General features: G+C 58.7%; 4 protein-coding genes. All 4 read left to right on the top strand.

Annotation, left to right across the window (positions count from 1 at the left end):
- Window positions 1–531: STAS domain-containing protein (locus VFN25_RS02930; protein ID WP_325138641.1), on the top strand; the 531-nt coding region annotated here is incomplete at its 5' end.
- 10 nt (window positions 532–541) lie between these two features.
- Window positions 542–1,420, top strand: coding sequence for a universal stress protein (locus VFN25_RS02925; protein ID WP_325138639.1), 879 nt, complete (start codon window positions 542–544; stop codon window positions 1,418–1,420).
- A gap of 120 nt (window positions 1,421–1,540) precedes the next feature.
- Entirely contained in the window at window positions 1,541–2,434 is an 894-nt protein-coding gene (locus VFN25_RS02920) for an ion transporter (RefSeq protein WP_325138637.1), read from the top strand.
- 255 nt (window positions 2,435–2,689) lie between these two features.
- Window positions 2,690–3,619 carry a restriction endonuclease gene (locus tag VFN25_RS02915; RefSeq protein WP_325138635.1) on the top strand — a complete coding sequence of 310 codons (930 nt, stop codon included), beginning with the start codon at window positions 2,690–2,692 and terminating at the stop codon, window positions 3,617–3,619.
- Window positions 3,620–3,830: the final 211 nt, after the last annotated feature.

Here is a 3,830-nt window from a genome sequence, read left to right as displayed (position 1 = left end):
CCGATGGCGGCACTGGTCGCGGTGATGATCATGGTCTCGATCGGTACCTTCAGCTGGAGCTCGATCGTCAATCTGCGCACCTACCCGAAATCATCGAGCCTGGTCATGGTCTCGACCGTCGTCGTCGTCGTCGCCACGCATGATCTGGCCAAGGGCGTGCTCGTCGGCGTGCTGATGTCGGCGTTGTTCTTCGCGCGCAAGGTCGGCCGCGTATTGCATGTCGGATCCACCTCGGCCGATGAAGGACGCACGCGCCACTACACGATCACCGGCCAGGTGTTTTTTGCCTCGGCTGATGCCTTCGTGCAGCGTTTCGATTTCCGCGAAGTGCTCGAACGCGTCACCATCGATGTCTCGCATGCGCACTTCTGGGATCTCTCGGCTGTCGGCGCGCTGGATAAAGTGGTGATCAAGTTCCGCCGTGAAGGTACGGTGGTCGAAGTGATTGGCCTCAACGAGGCGAGCAGCACCCTGGTCGACCGGCTTGGTGTCCATGACAAGCCCGATGCCGAAAACCTGATGGGCCACTGAGGACACGCTGATGACATCATCGACCCTGATTCATGCCGACGGTCGCGTACTGGCCGCAATCGACCTGTCGAGTTACGCGACCAGCGTCGCCGGACTCGCTGTCTGGGCTGCCGCCCGCCTCGACGCGCCACTCGAATTCGTCCATGCCATCGATCGCCCGAGTGCGACACCGGCGAGGCAGGATCTCAGTGGCAATCTGATCCTCGGCGATCGCGAAGATCTGCTCGTCGAACTCAGCGAACTCGACGAAAGCCGCTCGCGCCTGGCCCAGGAAGGCGGTCGCCGCCTGCTTGAGCAAGCCCGTGTGCTGGCCCGCGAAAACGCCGGCATCGAAGCCGAAATGCGTCTGCGCCACGGTGGTCTGCTCGATACGCTGCTCGAACTCGAAGCCGACGCGCGCCTGTTCGTGATCGGCAAACGCGGCGAGCACGCAGATTTCTCCAAGGGCCACCTTGGCAGCAACCTCGAACGTGTCGTGCGTGCCGTGCACCGTCCGGTGCTGGTCGCCTCACGTACGTTCACGCCACCGCAGAAATTCCTTATCGCCTTCGATGGCAGCGCGACCACACGACGCTGCATCGAAATGGTCTGCGCCAGCCCGTTGCTGAAAGGCATTGCCTGTGATCTGCTCATGGTTGGTGAGCCGGGCAGCGAAACCGATGGCCTTGAATGGGCCCGCGAGCAACTCAGCGACGCGGGTTTCGCAGTCAACGTGCATGTCATCGCCGGCGCCGCCGAAGCGGTCATCGCGCGTCATGTGCAGGATCATGCGATCGATCTGATCGTCATGGGTGCTTACGGCCACTCGCGCATCCGCAGTCTGATCCTCGGCAGCACGACCACACAGATCCTGCGCACCTGTCTCATTCCGGTCCTGCTCCTGCGTTGAGCGGCGGACCCATCGAAATCTCTGCCTGGGCGGTGCGGGCAAAGGGATTGCCTGCTGCTATCCTCTGCCTGCGCGAAAATCGGCAATCGGCGCACACCGGCTGAACAGGCGAACACAGGCATGAAGACCGAAGAATGGATGGAGCCACGCTTCCGACCCGCCTCGACCAAGGGCTGGCGCGGCTACTGGTTCCGCGTCATTTTCCGCCATCACGAGCCGGACGAGCGCCGTTTCGATGTAATCCTGCTCGGTGTGATCCTGGTCAGCGTGATAACCGCGCTGCTCGACAGCGTTGCCCTGCTGCACGCGCAATACGGCAAGATCTTCTACGCCATCGAATGGGTATTCACGATTGCATTTACCCTGGAATACTTCCTGCGCCTGAGCCTGGTGCGACGGCCGATGCGCTACGTACTGAGTTTCTACGGCCTGATCGATCTGATGGCCGCACTGCCCACCTACATCAGCCTGTTCGTCGTCGGCGCCGATCACCTGCTGGTCATCCGCGTACTGCGCATCCTGCGCGTGTTCCGCATCCTCGAAATGGTCGAATACTCCAACGAGGGCTCCGAACTTATCCGCGCGCTCTACGCGAGTCGACGCAAGATCGGCATGTTCGTTCTGTTCGTGCTGCTGATCACCGTTGTGTTCGGCGCGGTCATGTACCTCGTCGAAGGCCCCGAACACGGATTCTCAAGCATCCCGCACGCGATGTACTGGGCCATCGTGACCATGGCCACGGTCGGCTTCGGCGACATCACCCCGCAGACGCCGCTGGGCCAGTTCATCACCTCGATCATGATTTTGATTGGCTACGGGATTATCGCCGTGCCGACCGGGATTTTTGGCGCGCAATTGGTGCAGGCTGGGATTCAACGTCGGGCTGAAGGCGCTGCGGTAGCTACCATCGCGGAGACGGGTGTGGCGTGCGCGCGGTGTGGAGAGGAGCACCACTATGCCGGGGCGCGGTTTTGTCAGCGGTGTGGGGAGCGGTTGGGGGAGGGGGAGACTTAACTGTGCGGATACGGCGCAACAATCGCCGCCAGTTTTCTGCGATGCGGGACACGAGTCACGCTTGCGCTGCTACTAAGGATATCCGGCGACGAAAAATAGTGCTGGATTAGGCTTGAGGTTTAGACGGCGTGCCTCACGAATCTTGTTGATTCGCCACGAAAATGTTTCGTCACGTTGTGCCATCCTTCCATGTTAGGCTTCGCGAATAGATTCCATTGTGGGGTCTAGTTCGCGTTATAAGTCAGGGGAGAGTTTGTGAGCATTCCCAAGCATGACCAAATCCGTGTGCCAGCCTTATCGCTGCTTGCAGAACGTGGGCAATTGAAGTTGCGCGAGTTCGAGCAGCCGCTGGCCGAGCATTTTGGTCTGTCCGATGCCGAGGTGCAGGAAGAGTACGACTCGGGCAATGGGAAAATCTTCTACGACCGTATCAGTTGGGCGCTAAGCTACATGAACATGGCTGGGCTACTGAGCAAGCCCAAGCGGGGCGTGTACGAGATCAATGACCTCGGCAAGGAAAAACTTAAAGCTCCTGAAGCGCTCAACCAATTCATAGCTACACAGTTCGCCAAGCAGCAAGACAACAAACCGGCCAAGGCCGACAAGGTCGCGCTCGACGAGGAAAATCTGACCCCGCAGGAAGAGCTGTACGAGTCCGCAAAGAAAATTCGTCAGGCTCGTTATCAAGAGCTCATAGACACCATTCTTTCCAAGACGCCGCGCGAGTTTGAAAGTCTCGTCGTGCTACTTCTGCAAAAAATGGGATATGGCGGCGAGATCACGCAGTCTGGCCTGGTCACCTCATACACCAACGATGGCGGCATTGATGGCATCATCAAAGAAGATGTTTTGGGGTTTGGCCGTATCCACATCCAGGCAAAGCGCTACGCGCAAGCCAATAGTGTCGGCAGGCAAGAAATCCAGAGCTTCGTCGGTGCACTCGCCGTAGCGCAGTCAAACAAGGGCGTGTTCATCACCACCTCTTCATTCTCAAAGGGTGCCGCGCAGTACGCCGCAGGCTTGAACGGCACCACAACACTTATACTCATCGACGGTCAAAAGCTCGCCGAATATCTGTACGAGTATGGGGTTGGTGTGCAAGTTGAACACACCGTCCAAATCAAAAAGCTCGACAGCGAGTTCTGGGACTCAATGGAGAACGAAGCTGGTGGGCCTGACTTATAACAATTCAGTCAACCGGACGCCAAAACCGCTACGCGGTTTCGTCGCCGGTTACTTCAAGCGTTAGGCCTCACAAGACCGGGACATCCACTATCCAAGACCGGGCAAGACCGGGACATCCACAATCCCGACAATTTCCTACCCCTTCTGTCAGCGATTTCCTACAGACAACGGATTCCTGCCCCGTCACGCTTCGTGCATGACATCAGCCCGC

The organism is Dokdonella sp. (genome assembly GCF_035703485.1).
Classification (GTDB): Bacteria; Pseudomonadota; Gammaproteobacteria; order Xanthomonadales; family Rhodanobacteraceae; genus Dokdonella.
Note: the sequence above shows the minus strand (reverse complement) of the source record. Positions and strands in the feature narration are given on the sequence as shown.

What these genes read in the sequence shown, in the direction of transcription:
- VFN25_RS02920 (WP_325138637.1), top strand. Translation starts at nt 1,541, where the DNA reads ATGAAGACCGAAGAATGGATGGAGCCACGCTTCCGACCCGCCTCGACC.
- VFN25_RS02925 (WP_325138639.1), top strand. Translation starts at nt 542, where the DNA reads ATGACATCATCGACCCTGATTCATGCCGACGGTCGCGTACTGGCCGCA.